The sequence below is a fragment of the uncultured Desulfobulbus sp. genome (assembly GCF_963662935.2).
GTDB lineage: Bacteria > Desulfobacterota > Desulfobulbia > Desulfobulbales > Desulfobulbaceae > Desulfobulbus.
On the sequence record NZ_CAXXTL010000002.1, the window covers coordinates 726,312 to 742,570 of the forward strand.

Genomic DNA, 16,259 nt, shown 5'->3' on the forward strand with positions numbered 1-16,259 from the left:
GCTCGGAAGTAAGAAAGAGGGAAGGACCTTAGACGATAATCATGCCCTTTATCCACATGATGACGATGGCTGCCACCAAAATCGTCCCGTAGACCGAAACGACGGCCACACTCACCCGCGACTTGAAGTTTTCTTTTCTGATCTCAGCCTCTTTTTCGATAAAGGGAATGGCACAAATCACCGGCACGCCGATGTATTCCTCCAACTCGCCGACATCTTTAAAAGACGTATCGATAAAATCGAGAATGAAGATAGGGCCGACTCCCAATGCAAAGCCAGCTGCAAGGGCAACCAGAAGAATTTTCAAGAAGTTCGGACTGAAAGGTTTTACGGGAAGACGGGCGGAATCGACAATCTTGAACTTACTGCCCTTCTGATTGCGCTCTAAATTCTCCGCGGACTGCGCTTGTAGGTTCTGGGCAACCAATTGGTCGTAGTTGCGACGTAACTCAGTGTAATCCCTGGTCAAGGCATTCCATTCGGCCTCCCGCACAGGTGCGGCCTCAATCCATCGCTGGTACTTGGCTATCTGTGCCGGAATTGCTGTTTGCTCCTCACGGAGCTGCTTGATATTCACATCAATTTCTTTTAATTGAATCTGCAGGCGCTGGATTTCCATGCTCGCCGCAAGGCTCTCCCTGCTTGGAACCGATCCGGCAGCTCGACCTGGTGTTACCTGCCCCGTTCCACCCTTTTTTTCCAACTGGTCGATCAACTGCTTTGTCCGGAGTACTTCCGGATGATTCTCGGTATATTTTAACAGAAGCCCGTTGAGGTACCCGCGTAACCGGACCAGCCTCTCCGCATCGGTTTCCGGTTGCCTGGAAGTCGCCACTCCTCCTGTCGGTACTTCAGAGGACATGCGCATGGAGGCCATACGTTGATGCATGCCTATCTGTTCCTGAGCCAAGACCTTGGTTCGCTCAAGCTCTTGGATGGAATCCTGGATCCCCTGATTTTGTACGATAAGCGCCTGCAACTGGGCCAAATTACTTTGGCGTTGCTCAGGCATTTCATTGAAATTTTTCAGTTTATAATCCCGCATCACCTCCTCTTTTACATCAAGCACCTTCTTGGACATGGCCAATTCGTTTTCGGTATATTTCGAGGTTTCCGTAGCTCGTTCTTCTCTGTACTTGAGATTCTCCTCGATAAAAAGCGAGGCCAGGGCATTGGTTACCTTGACCACCTTTTCCGGATCGGTCCCATTGTAGGTAACACTAAAAATATCTCCTTGGGGTGCAGGTTTGATGTCAATATCCTTCTTACGCATCTTCAGAATCACATCTTCTATCGGCAACCGCGTGCGGTCTTCTTCATACAAAGAAAACTGGGTGATCACCTTTTCAAGGCTGGTGCGACTGGTTACAAGTTCCTGCAGGGTCGCTAATGCTTCCCGGAGTCGAACTCTCCCCTGTTCGGGATCCATTCGTGCAGTAGGGTTGATCTGCTGCGGCTCATAGCTCAATAGTGCTGTGCTTTGATACACTTTAGGAAGGATTGTATAATAAAAAAGGCCTATTGTTGTCGCGACCAACACGCAACCGGCTACAAGCCACCACTTGCCGACTACGAGGTCGACATATTTTTTAATCAGCTGACGCTGTTGAGTATCCATATTCCTAGTTCAAACCTTAGAAGTATCTCTTATCATCTATGCCTGCCAACAACTCAACCACCTGCGTGATCGGGGATATCCACGGTTGCCACTCTTCACTCTCCCGGTTACTGGACAAAGTACTTCACCGGGCTGATACACTCGTTTTTCTTGGCGATTATGTTGACCGGGGATCGCATTCCAAGGAGGTCGTGGCCACCATCGTGTCGCTCTCCAAAACGCATCCTCGTGTCGTTCCCCTTATGGGGAACCACGATTTTCTATTTCTTCAGTATCTTACCGGCGGGGACAGTCGCCTTTTTTTGCAGGTCGGAGGACTGCAGACGCTCGCCAGTTACGAGCTCTCCCCCTCGGCGGATCATGCGGAAAAAATAAAGCGGGTTCCCCCTGAGCACCTTGCCTTCCTGAGAAGCCTGTCCCTTTTTTGGGAAGATCAGCACGCTTTGTATGTGCATGCCGGCCTCCAGCCCGGCCGTCATCTCAGTCAACAGACGGCTCAATGGTGCTTATGGGCTCGAGAATCGTTTCTCCTCAACACGTTTGACTTTGGCAAGCCGGTTGTCTTTGGTCACACGGTTTTCCCCGAACCCTACATGGCAGCAGACAAGATCGGCATCGACACCGGAGCCGTTTATGGTGGCCGACTCACAGCGTTGTTGTTGCCGGAAAGGGAAGTAATCAGCGTTCCGGGAGAGGCGACTTTATCCTAATGCTGCTGTATCGTAGATGAAATAAAGAAAAAGACAAAGAAGTACCTTACAGTTCCTCGAAAATAAATGATGTAGCCGCCGCTATATCAGGGCTTCCGAGCAACAGCATGCACAGCCTGTCAACACCGAGGGCAATGCCCGCCGTTTCGCCCACCAGACTCAACTCGGCGAGAAATTTTTCCGGCAGAACGGCATCTTTTTCCGCTAACCGGAGCTTGTCCATTTCCACAAGAAAACGATGCCGTTGTTCCTGCGGATCAACCAGTTCAGAAAAGCCGTTGGCGATCTCCACTCCGGCGATATAGAGCTCAAAGCGCTCCGCCACCGTGGGATCTTTTTGACTGCGGCGGGCAAGAGATCCCAGTTCAATCGGGTAATCGTAAAGAAAAACCGGCCGATCCTGCCCTAGGTGCGGCTCGATCTCTGTGACTAAAACTGCATCAAACTCCCCGGTGGATAAAACTTCGTCGACATCCCTATCAGCATAGCACCGAAAGGCCTCGGCCACCGTCAACCGATCCCACGGCGGCGTCATTGCAACCCGACTCTCCCGCCAGCACAATTTCTCACCTTGCAAAACCCCAGGTAAGTCAGGAAAAGTGAGCACAAGCCTATAAATCAACTCCTCGCATTGTCGCATCAGAGCAAAATAATCCCATCCCTTGTGATACCACTCGAGCATGGTGAATTCCGATTGATGCAACCGTCCGTGCTCCTCCTTGCGGAAACAGTGGCAGATCTGAAAAATGCGACTGCAGCCCCCGGCAAGAAGTCGTTTCATGCATAATTCGGGAGAGGTGTGCAGAAAACAGTCTTCGCTGGTGAAAGGAACAAGATTAGATTCGGGAATCAGAACAGGCAGTCGCAGGGGGGTGTCGACTTCGATATAGTCGCGTTCGAGAAAAAACGACCGGATGGCCTGCAGCAGGTTTGACCGCTGCCGCAGGCTCTGAGGCGTGAGCATATTCTGATTATTCTTTCACCCGGGTTATATAAGATCCAGTTCGGGTATCAATTTGAATTTTATCGCCTTTTTCAACAAACGGAGGAACCTGGAGCTGAAAACCAGTCTGCACTGTCACCGGCTTGGTATCAGAGCCAGAGGTGTCGCCTTTGGCCCATGGATCAGCCACCGTCACCTCGAGATTGACAAAAGTCGGCAAGGTCACGTCAATGGGACGATCACCAAAAAACAGAACCTGCACTTCCATATTGTCAACCAGAAAACTGAGATTATCACCTAACTGCTCCTTGGTGAGAAAAATCTGCTCAAACGAGACCGTGTCCATGAAATGATACTCGTCATCTTGGGCATAGAGGAACTGCATATTCCGCTCCTCAAGATTGGGGCGATCAAATTTATCGTTGGAGCGATAGGTTTGGGTGAACTGGATCCCGGTAATCATATTACGCATCTTGGTCCGGTAGAGGGCTTGCCCTTTTCCCGGTTTCGAAAAATCAAATTCCGTGACAATATACGGCTCGCCATCAATTTGAATTTTCAGGCCTTTGCGTAGATCAGAAGCTGTAAACATGGATTCATCCTTAACTCTTTATTAATCGGTTGCTTTAAAGAGGAGCTATGTTACGTTACGCCCTTGGTTTTTGCAACAGCTTCCTGCATGATCGCATAAATTATCCTGTACCCATTCTCTCTTCTCTTGTTTTTAAAAACCATTTTTTATAGATTGCGCCTTCATGTTCGACAATAGCCTTAGCCGTGAGAAACGATGATTCGAGCAGGGGTTCTTTCTGATACGCACCTTAACCGACCGGACAAAATATTCAGCAAGCAGGTCCGGGAGTGTTTTCATAATTGCGACGTTATCATCCATGCAGGCGACCTCACCGCACCTTCGATCCTCGAGGTCTTTCGCGATAAAACCATTTATGCGGTTTGCGGTAACATGTGTGATGGCATGATACGGGCTCGGTATCCGGAACAACTTGTATTCACCCTCGGCAGCTTCACCATCGGCCTCACCCATGGCGCTAGGCTGGGGCGGGATATCGAGACCGCCCTCTGGAACCTTTTTCCCGAAGCGGACTGCATGATTTACGGCCATACCCACAGACCGGCCTGCCACCGCCATGGCAAGACGCTTTTCCTCAATCCGGGGTGTTTCCAGGCCACCAGCCGTTATGGCGCACCAGGAACCTTCGCCATCCTGGAGGCGGGAGACGAGCTCTCCGCCCGCATTTTCGACATTGTGCATACACCATGAATACACTGTGGGCTCCATGGCGGATGGAACATGTCCTCGGCACGGCCCCAGCGATCAGCGGTTGCCTCTTTGAGCCGCCCGGATCCGCCGCGCAGGACAAAACGCATCTGCTCCTTTTTCGCGATGAGTTGACTGTTGTCCTGCTCAATCGTTTTCCTTACGCCAACGGCCATCTTTTGCTAGCCCCTCGGCGTCATCTTGCCGACCTCACTGAACTCAATGAAGAAGAGAATGCCCGACTCATGGCTATGCTTGCTGCTTGCAGCACCATCTTGCGCCGCCACCTGCGACCTCAGGGTATCAATATCGGCCTTAACCTCGGAAAAGCCGCTGGTTCCGGCATTGCTGACCACCTCCACTTTCACCTCGTGCCCCGCTGGGAAGGCGACCATAATTTCATGACCGTTTGCGCAGAGATCAGAACCATCCCCCAACACATAGAACAGACCTTTGACCTCTTAGGTCCGGATTTTCTCCGCCCGACCGTTCTCCCTACTCCATGAGCACACCGCCCAAACTAACGCCCATGCTCCAGCAGTACCTGGAGATCAAGGAACAACATCCGGACAGCATCCTTTTTTATCGCATGGGTGATTTTTACGAGATGTTCTTTGACGACGCCGTTACCGCCGCCAAGATCCTGGGCATCACCCTGACCTCCCGCAGCGCCAAAGACGAAGCCAACAAGATACCGATGTGCGGCGTCCCCTTTCATGCAGTGACCGGATATCTCGGCAAGATGATCAAGGCCGGCTTCCGTGTAGCCATCTGCGAGCAGGTCGAAGACCCCAAAGAAGCCAAGGGCATCGTCAAGCGTGAGGTGGTTCGGGTGGTATCTCCAGGAGTAACTACCGACGATCAACTCCTCGACGCTAAGTCAGATTGTTACGTCTGCGCCCTTTCGATCAACCGGAAATCCGCGAAGGAGATGATGGCCGGACTTGCCGTTATCGACATTTCCACCGGCCGCTTTCAAGTTAGCGAGGTCGCCTTCTCTCTCAAAGATCCTGCGCCCCTGATTGACGAGTTCACCCGCCTGCGCCCTGCCGAGCTCCTGATTGCTCAATCCGAAATGGAAGAGTGGGCCAGCTTGACCGGACTGCTGACTTCCCAACTGGGTCAACTCTGCCTCACTGGTCGTCCTGATTTTCATTTCGAAGCCCGAACCGCACAAACAACCCTGAACGAGCACTTTCGCACCACTAGTCTGGCCGGATTCGGCTGCGAAACCTTAAAAACGGCAATCAACGCTGCCGGTGCCTTGTTGCTCTATCTGCGGGAAACGCAAAAATCAGACCTGTCCCACATTACCCGGATCAGCCCCCTCAACCACTGCGGGTATCTAATTATTGACGACTCCTCCCGGCGCAACCTGGAACTCACCGAAAACCTCATCGGCGGGCAGCGGGAAGGCTCACTGTTGTCGATTCTCGACCAGACCGCCACCCCGATGGGTGCTCGCCTCCTGCGGCGCTGGCTACTTTTCCCCTTGCAGGATCAAGAACAAATCCATGCCCGACTCGACAGCGTCCAGGAGTTGATCAGCCCCGCCGAAACCAGAACAAGTCTGCGGACTTTGCTCGATTCGGTTTACGACCTAGAACGTCTCTGCAGCCGTCTGGTGATGGGACACGGCAATGCCAGGGACATGAGTGCCATCAAGACATCCCTGGCGCAACTACCGGCCATGCAGGTGATGCTTGCTGACCGTTCTTCCCCCATGCTGTGCACCATGGCCTCGGAGTTCGACATCCTGGCCGACCTGCACCACCTCATCGACAACGCCATCCGCGACGATGCCCCGATCACCTTGAGAGACGGCGGCCTGATCCGAGAGGGCTACAACGCTGAGCTCGATCATCTCATCCTCCTGCTTCGTGATGGCAAGAAATTGATTCTCAACCTGGAGAATGCTGAACGTGAGCGTTCCGGTTTAGGGAAACTCAGGGTGGGCTACAACAAGGTCTTCGGCTATTATTTCGAGGTCAGCCGCAGTCAGGCTGATGCCCTGCCCGATTATTTCATCCGTAAACAAACCCTGGTCAACGCCGAACGTTTTATCACCCCCGAGTTGAAAGAACTGGAAAACTCTATTCTTACTGCCCAGGAACGACGCCTGGAATTGGAATACTCCCTCTTTCTCGAGGTTCGCGGCCAACTGGTCGAACACAACCAGCGCCTCCTCGCCACCGCCGCCCTGTTGGCCCAGATTGACGTCATCACCTGCTTTGCCGAGATTGCCAGTCGCCACCGCTACTGCAGGCCAACGATCAACTCCGTACATTCGATCACCATCACCGAAGGCAGACACCCGGTCATTGAACGGGCCATGGAACCCGGCCGATTTGTGCCCAACGATGTCCATTTAGATCAACAGAGCAACGAACTACTGATTATCACCGGTCCCAACATGGCCGGCAAATCCACGGTGCTTCGCCAGACAGCTCTTATAGTGCTCCTAGCCCACCTTGGCAGTTTTGTCCCGGCCGAGTCCGCGGACATCTGCCTGGTCGATCGCATCTTCACCCGGGTTGGGGCCATGGATGACTTGCGGCGGGGTCAATCGACCTTCATGGTGGAAATGAACGAAACCGCCAATATTCTCAATAACGCCACTGAAAACAGCCTGGTCATCCTTGACGAAATAGGCCGAGGGACCTCAACCTATGATGGACTAGCCATCGCTTGGGCGGTGGCGGAAGAGCTGGCACAAAAAAACGAGATCGGTATCAAAACCCTTTTTGCGACCCATTACCATGAACTGACAGATCTGGCGGCCACCAGCGAAAAGATACAGAACTACTCAATCGCGGTAAAAGAGTGGAATGATACTATCATTTTCCTGCATAAATTGGTCAAAGGCGCTACGAACCGCAGTTACGGTATCCAAGTAGCCGCACTTGCTGGAGTTCCAGGACACGTTATCGCACGCGCCTACGCCATCTTAAAGAACATTGAAATGGGTGAATTCAATCTCCAGGGACAACCCAAAATAGCTGCCGGTAAAAAAAGCAAAAAGCAGTCGCCCTCCCAATTATCCCTCTTTTCCCCACCAACGGACCCGTTACTCAACTTGCTAGCCAAAATCAACCCCGACGACTTAACGCCCAAACAGGCACTCGATATCCTTTACCAGGCTTTGGGACAAGTCGGCAAAGCCGGTCATTGATTGACTCGCGGCCCCCACATTTTTCTATTTTCCCCCTCACCTTCGATTAAATTTTTTTATTAAAAAAAAACCTCCCGAACCAACAATTTTTAATTTTTTGAACCTCACTCAGCAGGAAAGTACAATTTATTTTACCTTTGCTCATAAAGGCGTTATAGTAGCGTCACTTTTAAGGATCCAGAGAGGTCCCCACCTTATCGGCTTTGCAGATTTTTCCATTCTTGAAGAGTTTCATTTCCATTATGCCCGCAATGCAAAAACCTACTTCATGCTTGGGTCCCACCGGTTGGAGAAGGTTGGTGTTTTTAATTACCGTTCTTTTTCTCTCTCTAAGTGCTGCGTCCTCGGTTTTCTCCGCAGTAAAAACCCCCGTAAAATCTGAGCGTGTAGAGAACTTATCGCCTGAGCAGCAATATAAGGCTGCCAAAGAGTATGCTCTGCGTCTCGAGAATAACAGTCCGTTGGGGAAAGACCGCGGCAACTGGCTCAATGGCGCCCGAAATTTCCGGAAAATTCATCTGGCGGAAAGAAAAGGCACTCTTGGGCCAACCAGCCTGTACATGACCGCTAAAATGTATCGTCGAATGTTTACGCAGTTCATGGTTCCCTTGGATTTGGAGACCGCCCTGGCCAACTTTCTTGAACTGGCCGATCTTTATCCTGGACACACCCTTGCCGATGACGCTCTCTTCGATGCAGCAGAATGTGCCCTGCTGAGTAAAGGAAAAGAACAACTGGCAGATGACCTCTATCACAAAATTGTGATCATTTATCCCCAAGGCGATCAATACGAAAAAGCCAAAACACGAATAAAGAATCCGGAAAAAGACAAACCGCGCCCCCCTGTGACTGCGAATTTGCCTGCGAATTTGCCCGCGACGTTGCCCGCGACGCCACCAAAGGATCTTACCCTTTTATCCCCTATAAAATACTGGTCTTCTGAGAATTATACACGTATCGTCATCCAAAGTGCTGCCCCTGTTTCTTTCACGGCGAGCCCAGTGGAGAAGAGCGATAAACAACCGCGCCAACTTTATGTTGATTTTGCTCGCAGTTACGCCCCTCCCAAATTTCACCCCCCTGGGCCTGTTCGAGATGGCCTATTGAAACAGGTTCATTCAGAGCAAACTAGCGAGGATACCGTCCGAGTTATTCTGGATTTGGAATCCTTATTTGAATACAAAATCTTCAGCTTGACTGATCCATTTAGGGTTATTGTCGACATCCACGGCACGATGACAACCCCAGGGAGTTCGCCACTTCCTGAAACTAGGCCGACCATCGTACCTCAACCGTTGCCTGTTCCGGAGCAAGACGTTGCAATTGCCCAGTCGAGCAAAAAGGATGTGCAACAGGCCGTCATTAGTCTGACTGATCAAAAGAAACGGAGTCCAATGCCTGAACCTGCGCTCCCAACAAAGGCCACCAATCGGGAAAAATTATCCTTAGCGCAGCAACTGGGACTGGGGGTTCGAAAAATTGTTATCGATCCAGGCCATGGCGGCAAAGACCCCGGAGCCATGGCTTTTGGCTTGAAAGAAAAAGAGATAGTCTTAAAAATTTCGAAAAAATTAGCAAAAGTATTAAGAAACACCTACCGATATGAAGTCGTCCTGACCAGGACCAAGGATATTTTTATCCCGCTTGAGGAACGAACTGCAATTGCCAACACCCATAAGAGCGACCTGTTTATTTCCATTCACATCAACGCCCACTCAGACCAGGCCAGCGGCGGTATAGAAACCTACTTTCTTAACTTGGCCACCGACGCCAACGCTATGCGAGTGGCAGCTCTTGAAAATGCCACATCGACGCATAGTATTGGAGAGCTTCAAGATATCCTTGCGACCTTGATGAAAAATTCAAAAATCGATGAATCATCGCGACTTGCCCGGTTTGTTCAAACTAATTTGGTGTCAAGTTTTGGACGCAACTATAAACCTCGTGACCTTGGCGTCAAACAGGCTCCTTTTTATGTGCTGATTGGCGCTGAGATGCCTGCAATCTTGGCGGAACTTTCCTTCATAACCAATCCAGAAGAAGCTAAGCTTCTGCAAAATGAACAATATCTCGATAGAATCGCGGAGCAATTAGCCGCTGGTATTGTTGCCTATATTGACCATCACCATACTGCCGCAGTGAAACTGTAATCGACGGCAGGTTTGGCCCCTCGCCTGTTTTTGCGGCTATTGCTCATCCGGATCTTTGTTTTATTGTGGTAGGGCGCTGTTGAAAAATCGAATGGAAGCTAATAAAAAAGCCGCCTTTTTAAGGCGGCTTTTTTATTACGAATATAGAGAAGAATCAATTAGTGGCGAGACATCTCTGCTGTCCGCATTCGGGCAAGAGACCTTTGCAAAGCCGCTTCAGCCCGTACTCGATTGATCTTTTCCGTGGCCTGCTGGGCCTGAGCAAGGCGTTTTTCGGCTCGTTCCTTGGAACGTATAGCCCGGTCTACGTCGATATCATTACCAAATTCGGCGCTTTCAACAAGAAAAGTAATTTTGTTGTTGGATACTTCAGCAAAACCGCCGGTCACCATCAAGTATTTAGATGTACGATCTTTTTTAAAACTTAATGTGCCAGTTTTGATGGTGCTCAGAAAAGGAGCATGGTTGGCAAGTACGCCAAACTCACCACTCACGCCAGGTGCAGTGACAATATCGACTTCTTCACTGACAACAGCACCGCTTGGTGTTACGACTTCCAGATGGATTTGCGCCATTTGTTTTTACCTCGTTTCAGCGTACAAGTGATCAGGCTTTAGCTCGTTGTGCGGCCTTCTCAACAGCTTCCTCAATTCCGCCCACCATATAAAAAGCTGCCTCTGGCAGATCGTCGTGTTTGCCGTCAAGAATTTCTTTAAAACCGCGAACGGTGTCTTCAACTTTACAGTATTTACCTGCAGACCCGGTAAAGACCTCGGCCACATGGAAAGGTTGAGACAAAAAGCGCTGTACCTTACGCGCACGGGTGACTGTCAATTGATCTTCTTCAGAGAGTTCATCCATACCGAGGATAGCGATGATGTCCTGCAGCTCTTTATACTTTTGCAGAGAAACCTGGACCCCACGGGCTGTTTTGTAATGTACCTCGCCAACAACATTGGGATCGAGAATGCGAGATGTCGAATCCAGTGGGTCAACCGCCGGATAAATGCCGAGCTCAGCAATTTGCCGAGAGAGAACGACGGTTCCGTCCAAGTGGGCAAAAGTGGTTGCTGGAGCGGGATCGGTTAAGTCGTCAGCAGGGACGTACACGCATTGCACCGCTGTAATAGAACCTTTGGTGGTCGAAGTAATACGTTCCTGCAACGCCCCCAAGTCGGTAGCTAATGTTGGTTGGTAACCAACGGCTGATGGAATACGACCAAGAAGAGCCGAAACCTCAGAACCAGCCTGGGTAAAGCGGAAAATGTTGTCAACAAAAAAAAGCACGTCCTGGCCTTCTTCATCACGGAAATACTCAGCTGCTGTCAATCCAGTAAGCGCAACCCGAGAACGGGCGCCTGGCGGCTCGGTCATCTGACCGTAGACAAGAGCAGCCTTGGGCAGTACGCCTGACTCTTTCATCTCATGATAAAGATCATTTCCTTCACGGGTTCGTTCACCAACGCCGCAGAAAACGGAGATACCGCCGTGCTGCATGGCGATGTTGTTAACCATCTCCATCATGATAACGGTCTTGCCGCAACCTGCGCCACCGAACAGCCCCATCTTGCCGCCTCGGGGAAAGGGAACCAAGAGGTCGATTACCTTGATGCCTGTCTCAAGCACGTTGACATCGGTGTCCTGCTCAGTAAAGGCAGGAGCCGGGCGATGAATCGCCATGTTCTTTTCGGAAACAATGGGACCCAAACCGTCTACCGGGCGACCGACAACATTCATAATGCGGCCGAGAGCGGGAGCGCCGACGGGGATGGTAATCGGGCTTCCTGAATCTCTCACCTCCATACCGCGAACCAGGCCATCGGTCTGGTCCATGGCGACCGTTCGAACAACGTTGTCGCCAAGGTGCTGTGCAACTTCACAAACAAGGTTGTCGGGTTCGTCGTTGATAGCCGGATTGGTAATAAATAGTGCGTTCAAAATGTCAGGCAGATTGCGCGGTTCAAACTCAACATCAACGACCGGTCCAATTACCTGTATGATTTTTCCTACTCGTAATTCACCCATTTGAAAAGGCCTCCTCTAAACTATTAAAATACCGTTGGTATCCGTATTATCCTTTAAGTGCCTCAGCGCCGCCGACGATATCCATCAACTCACCGGTAACGGCCGCCTGACGTGCTTTGTTGTATAACTGGGTCAGTTGCTTGATCATATCTTTGCAGGCGTTGGTAGCATTGTCCATGGCGGTCATACGAGCCGCATGTTCACTGGCTCCAACTTCCAGCATGGCGTGATAAATCTGAACATTTAAAAAGAGCGGAAGCAACACTTCCATGATTTCTCCTGGATCCGGCTCATAGCTGTAGGATCCGGAGATTTCACTTTTGACCTCTGTCCCGCCTTCCTCAGAAGTCAAGGGTTTGATGGGCAGCAACTCCTCACGCTCTGGCTTTTGCGAAGCAATAGAATGAAACTTGCCGTACACAATATCAACTTGGTCGCTTTCTCCGTTGAGAAAAGCCTCGGTGATATTATGGGAAATCTCACGGGCATTGAACATCTGGAAGGAGCCCATGATATCATTGAAGTGGGCACGGACCTTGCCTCTTTTTCTGAAGGCCTGCGTCCCTTTCTTTCCGACTGTGACGAAGCTGACGGTTTTGCCGGCAGCCTCATACTGTTTTTTTAGCCTTTCAGCAGTTTTAATGATATTGGCGTTGAAGCTGCCGCAGAGTCCGCGATCAGATGTGACCACAACGATCTCAACTGTCTTTACCTCACGGACTTCCATCAGAGGAAGATCGTTGCCTTCCATGCCACCGGAGAGATCACGCATCGCTTCGGCAAATTTTCCGGCATATGGGCGAAATCGCTCCATCTTTTCCTGGGCACCACGCAGTTTGGCCGAGGCCACCATGTTCATGGCCTTGGTAATCTGCGCGGTTTTCTTTACACCTTTGATTTTATCTTTAACGTCCTTTAATCCAGGCATGAGATTCTACCCTTGTGCTCAGTTCAGGCCCTTTGTTGCCTTGAAGGTTTCACCAAAGGTTGCCAGTGTCTTTTTCATTTTCTCTTCAAGTTCAGGAGAAATGGCTTGTTTTTCCTGGAGCTCCGTAAAAATAGAGGGCTCATTGGTCTCGATGTAGCTGTAGAGTTCTTTTTCGTAGTCGGCGAGAGTATTCACCGGAAACTTATCTAGAAATCCTTTGGTCCCGGCAAAGATGATGGTGACCTGCTTTTCCATCGGCAATGGTTGATATTGAGGTTGTTTGAGAATCTCAACCAAACGCTCACCACGGGTCAACTGGGCTTGCGTGGCGGCATCAAGATCGGAGCCGAAACCGGCAAAAGCCGCCAATTCGCGGTATTGGGCCAAGTCAAGTCGCAGGGTGCCAGCGACTTGTTTCATTGCCTTCACCTGCGCAGAGCCACCGACTCGAGAGACAGAAAGCCCGACGTTGATGGCCGGACGTACGCCGGCAAAAAACAGGCTCGGTTCAAGATACACCTGACCATCAGTGATGGAGATAACGTTGGTCGGGATGAAGGCGGAAACGTCACCAGCTTGGGTCTCGATGATCGGCAAGGCGGTTAGGGAGCCCGCACCCAGAGCATCGCTCAATTTGGCGGCGCGCTCCAGCAACCGTGAATGGTTAAAGAAGATGTCGCCGGGATAGGCTTCACGTCCAGGAGGACGGCGAAGCAGCAGGGAAAGCTCGCGATAAGAAACCGCCTGCTTGGAAAGATCGTCATAAATGATCAAAGCGTGTTGTCCGTTATCACGGAAGTATTCGCCCATGGCGCATCCGGCAAAAGCGGAAACGTACTGCATGGGTGCCGGATCAGAGGCACAGGCGGCGACCACAGTGGTGTACTCCATGGCGCCATGCTTGCGCAGATTTTCAACAACCAAGGCCACCGTTGATTTTTTCTGACCAATGGCGACATAAATACAATGTACATCGGTGTACTTCTGGGCGATGATGGCGTCGACGCACAAGGCTGTCTTGCCGATCTGCCGGTCGCCAATAACCAACTCACGCTGACCTTTGCCCACCGGTGTCATGGCGTCAACGGCTTTAGCCCCCGTATAGCAGGGTTCGTGCACGCCTTTTCTGGCGATAACGCCAGGAGCAATGACTTCCATCTTGCGGGATTCTTTGGCATTGATCGGCCCCTTCCCATCGATGGGCTGACCGATACCATCGACAACACGCCCTTCCATTTCAGGCCCGACCGGAACCATGGCAATTTTGCCGGTTCGCTTGACAATGTCACCTTCCTTGATATACCGAACATCCCCAAGGACGGCGCAACCAACGTTGTCTTCTTCAAGGTTCAGGGCGAGTCCAAAGATATTACCAGGGAACTCGAGCAATTCCATTGCCTGACAATTTTCCACACCATACACGCGTGCAATACCGTCACCAACGGATAGAACAGTGCCGGTTTCCTTCAGGTCAATATCGTTTTTATAGCCAGCGATTTGATCTCTAATAATCTGGCTAATTTCTTCTGCTTTGATCTGCATTGATTATTCTCTCCCCTTGATAGATTCCTTTAATCCATTAAGTTGCGTCTTTATACTTCCGTCCAGCACCAAGTCACCAACCTTGGCAAGAATACCGCCGATAATGGACGGATCAACCTGGGTTTCAAGTATAACCTTATTGCCTGTCAATTTTTCCAGTGTTGCCTGAATTTTCTCGAGCAACGCATTATCAAGTTCAACGGCGGAAACGATGGAACCGTGACTGATGTTTTGGTCTTTATCCACCATCCCCTGCATCGCTTCCGCAATGTCAGGAAGAATATCCGCTCTTTTTTTCTCAATCAGAAGATTGAGAAAACTGGTCATAATGGCGTCGGCCTGCATGGAACCAGCGATTTTGGCCATTACTTTTTGCCGTACATCAAGCGGATACAGGGGATTGGTAACAGCATCACCGACACCGGCGGCCCCATCGGCATAGAGACCGGCAAGAGCCCCTAGCATGCCGCTGTATTCTTCTGTTTTCCCCTGCTCTTTTCCCAAGGAAAAGAGGGCTTTCGCATATCGTCGAGCTAGTATTGTATGTCTCACTGTACCGCACCCACTCTTTCAAGATACTGTTCAGTGATCGCGACCTGATCCGCTGGGGTCAGGTTTTTCACGATCAACTCCTCAGCCATGGCAGCAGCCTGCTCGGCAATTTCTTCCCGGAGAATTCGCTTGGCATCCTCCAATTCGGCCTGAACGGCGGCTTCCGCCTGACGCTTAATATCTTCCGCTGCCTTCTCCGCATCCGCCAGAATTCGAACCTTTTCCACCTGAGCCTGAGCAATTGCCCTCTCGACAATCAGATCCATCTCCTTTTCCATACCGGCAAGCTTGGCCTCAAATTCCTTGTAGGATTTCTCGGCCACGTCGCGGCGGACGGTTAAGTCTTCTAATTCCGCACGGATTCGCTGCTGACGCCCACCCAACCCGGACATGATCGGCTTGGCACCAAACTTCACCAGAATGACAACCAGGGCCAGGAAGTTGACCGTTCGCCAAAACAAATCCTTTAATTTTTCTGCTGACAGCGGATTACTACTGTGAACCTGGCCGTGCCCGGCGGCCTTTGCCCCACTACCCTCAGCCGCGACCTGATGCCCAGCTGCTGCCTCAGGCGCCTGCGCTCCCTGCGCCGCCGACTTCATTTCCTGATGCGCTCCGGCAACCGGAGCGTCGGTCGCCGAGACGATCGCGGGCGGCAGCGCGCCAATCAGAATCGCCAACAGAATCGGCTGTAGTGCTTTGTTCCAAGCTCTCATGCGTCCAGACTCCTTCCAAGTATCTTTCCTGCCATTGCCTGGGCAAATCCCGCGGCGTTTCCCTGAAGCTCCTTTCTGGCCACCTCAATCTGCGACCTGATATCGACCAATTGCTTTTCTTTGACAACGTCGGATTCCTTCCGACTTACAGCCAATTTCTCAGCACCGACAGTCTGAGCTTGGGCACGGGCGCCATCAAGGGCTTTTTTGGCCTTGTTACTCGCCTCCCGCATTTTTTTATCCAATTCGACCTGCCGTTGCCGGGCATTCTGCTCAAATTGAGCCACATCGCCATTCAGAGAGTCGATTTTTTGCGCCCTTTTCTCAAGTATCCCTAGCACGGGTTTGTAAAGAATTGCATTAAGAACGAGCATCAACACGACCATGTTGATTATGTGCATGAACAGCGTAACATCAATCGAAATCATACTAACTACCCCTCATTGCTTAAAATATGGCAATTACCAGCCAAAACAAGTGAATGGCGGTTCATCTTCCGCTCCGGATAACTACTGAAAAATGCATCTGCTGTCAAATCTTTTTAAATAAAACTTATAGGATTTTTCAGTTCTGCTTGCTGTTGTTCTTCAAAACGAAAACCGCTGCCGCACGACCGATCTGGAC

15 protein-coding genes are annotated in these 16,259 nt (G+C 50.8%); 5 read left to right on the forward strand and 10 right to left on the reverse strand.

The window, feature by feature from the left end:
• Positions 1–28: 28 nt before the first annotated feature.
• Positions 29–1,618, reverse strand: coding sequence for a Wzz/FepE/Etk N-terminal domain-containing protein (locus ACHZCX_RS07525; protein WP_319586615.1), 1,590 nt, complete (start codon positions 1,616–1,618; stop codon positions 29–31).
• A gap of 38 nt (positions 1,619–1,656) precedes the next feature.
• Here ACHZCX_RS07525 and ACHZCX_RS07530 point away from each other — a divergent pair, with 38 nt between their 5' ends.
• The gene (locus ACHZCX_RS07530) at positions 1,657–2,328 is read left to right on the forward strand and encodes a metallophosphoesterase family protein (RefSeq protein WP_319586616.1); all 672 of its coding nucleotides are present in this window, start codon (positions 1,657–1,659) and stop codon (positions 2,326–2,328) included.
• 46 nt (positions 2,329–2,374) lie between these two features.
• Here the strand turns inward: ACHZCX_RS07530 and epmA are convergent, their stop codons facing one another.
• On the reverse strand, positions 2,375–3,292 hold the full coding sequence (epmA, locus tag ACHZCX_RS07535; RefSeq protein ID WP_319586617.1) for an EF-P lysine aminoacylase EpmA: 918 nt from the start codon (positions 3,290–3,292) through the stop codon (positions 2,375–2,377).
• Positions 3,293–3,299: 7 nt separating this feature from the next.
• Positions 3,300–3,863: an elongation factor P gene (efp, locus tag ACHZCX_RS07540; RefSeq protein ID WP_319586618.1), complete on the reverse strand. Its 564-nt coding sequence runs from the start codon at positions 3,861–3,863 to the stop codon at positions 3,300–3,302.
• A gap of 195 nt (positions 3,864–4,058) precedes the next feature.
• Between efp and ACHZCX_RS07545 the strand changes: the two genes are divergently transcribed.
• The 4 genes from ACHZCX_RS07545 to ACHZCX_RS07560 all read left to right on the forward strand — a co-directional run bounded on the left by ACHZCX_RS07545 (position 4,059) and on the right by ACHZCX_RS07560 (position 9,872).
• Positions 4,059–4,553, forward strand: coding sequence for a metallophosphoesterase (locus tag ACHZCX_RS07545; RefSeq protein WP_319586619.1), 495 nt, complete (start codon positions 4,059–4,061; stop codon positions 4,551–4,553).
• Positions 4,550–5,056, forward strand: a complete 507-nt coding sequence (locus tag ACHZCX_RS07550; protein WP_319586620.1) for an HIT domain-containing protein — start codon at positions 4,550–4,552, stop codon at positions 5,054–5,056. Before ACHZCX_RS07545 ends, ACHZCX_RS07550 begins: the two co-directional genes overlap by 4 nt.
• Positions 5,053–7,722 (forward strand): DNA mismatch repair protein MutS, encoded by a 2,670-nt coding sequence (mutS, locus tag ACHZCX_RS07555; protein WP_319586621.1) that lies wholly within the window; start codon positions 5,053–5,055, stop codon positions 7,720–7,722. The genes ACHZCX_RS07550 and mutS overlap by 4 nt, the downstream gene beginning before the upstream one ends.
• Before the next feature lie 299 nt (positions 7,723–8,021).
• Positions 8,022–9,872, forward strand: a complete 1,851-nt coding sequence (locus ACHZCX_RS07560) for an N-acetylmuramoyl-L-alanine amidase (protein ID WP_319586622.1) — start codon at positions 8,022–8,024, stop codon at positions 9,870–9,872.
• A 158-nt stretch (positions 9,873–10,030) separates the two neighbouring features.
• Here ACHZCX_RS07560 and ACHZCX_RS07565 read toward each other — a convergent pair whose 3' ends face one another.
• From ACHZCX_RS07565 to ACHZCX_RS07595, 7 genes are read right to left on the reverse strand one after another with little or no spacing between them, the layout of a single operon-like run.
• Positions 10,031–10,447 (reverse strand): F0F1 ATP synthase subunit epsilon, encoded by a 417-nt coding sequence (locus tag ACHZCX_RS07565; RefSeq protein ID WP_319586623.1) that lies wholly within the window; start codon positions 10,445–10,447, stop codon positions 10,031–10,033.
• A 31-nt stretch (positions 10,448–10,478) separates the two neighbouring features.
• Positions 10,479–11,897, reverse strand: a complete 1,419-nt coding sequence (gene atpD / locus ACHZCX_RS07570) for a F0F1 ATP synthase subunit beta (RefSeq protein WP_319586624.1) — start codon at positions 11,895–11,897, stop codon at positions 10,479–10,481.
• A gap of 46 nt (positions 11,898–11,943) precedes the next feature.
• Entirely contained in the window at positions 11,944–12,825 is an 882-nt protein-coding gene (gene atpG / locus ACHZCX_RS07575; RefSeq protein WP_319586625.1) for an ATP synthase F1 subunit gamma, read from the reverse strand.
• An 18-nt stretch (positions 12,826–12,843) separates the two neighbouring features.
• Positions 12,844–14,367, reverse strand: a complete 1,524-nt coding sequence (gene atpA, locus ACHZCX_RS07580; RefSeq protein WP_319586626.1) for a F0F1 ATP synthase subunit alpha — start codon at positions 14,365–14,367, stop codon at positions 12,844–12,846.
• Between the two features lie 3 nt (positions 14,368–14,370).
• The gene (locus tag ACHZCX_RS07585; protein ID WP_319586627.1) at positions 14,371–14,919 is read right to left on the reverse strand and encodes a F0F1 ATP synthase subunit delta; all 549 of its coding nucleotides are present in this window, start codon (positions 14,917–14,919) and stop codon (positions 14,371–14,373) included.
• Complete coding sequence (locus ACHZCX_RS07590) at positions 14,916–15,635, reverse strand: ATP synthase F0 subunit B (RefSeq protein ID WP_319586628.1); 720 nt, start codon at positions 15,633–15,635, stop codon at positions 14,916–14,918. The genes ACHZCX_RS07585 and ACHZCX_RS07590 overlap by 4 nt, the downstream gene beginning before the upstream one ends.
• Complete coding sequence (locus tag ACHZCX_RS07595) at positions 15,632–16,063, reverse strand: ATP synthase F0 subunit B (RefSeq protein ID WP_319586629.1); 432 nt, start codon at positions 16,061–16,063, stop codon at positions 15,632–15,634. Before ACHZCX_RS07595 ends, ACHZCX_RS07590 begins: the two co-directional genes overlap by 4 nt.
• Positions 16,064–16,259 lie beyond the last annotated feature (196 nt).